This is a genomic window from Bacillus cereus group sp. BfR-BA-01524 (genome assembly GCF_022662595.1).
Taxonomy (GTDB): Bacteria; Bacillota; Bacilli; order Bacillales; family Bacillaceae_G; genus Bacillus_A; species Bacillus_A thuringiensis_S.
This window is the reverse complement of record NZ_JAKUDW010000492.1, coordinates 1-216: the sequence shown is the minus strand read 5'-3', so window position 1 is coordinate 216 and position 216 is coordinate 1. Positions and strand designations below refer to the sequence as shown.

The following is a 216-nucleotide window of genomic DNA, read 5'->3' as shown; positions in this document are numbered from 1 at the left end:
CTAGTTCAATCAGTGCTCTACCTCCAAGACTCTTACACTTAAGGCTAGCCCTAAAGCTATTTCGGGGAGAACCAGCTATCTCCAGGTTCGATTGGAATTTCTCCGCTACCCCCACCTCATCCCCGCACTTTTCAACGTGCGTGGGTTCGGGCCTCCATTCAGTGTTACCTGAACTTCACCCTGGACATGGGTAGATCACCTGGTTTCGGGTCTACG

Annotated in this window: 1 rRNA gene; it reads right to left on the bottom strand. The window is 51.9% G+C overall.

What is annotated here, in order from left to right:
• Positions 1-216: ribosomal RNA gene (locus MR170_RS32045) — 23S ribosomal RNA — on the bottom strand; the annotation flags it as partial.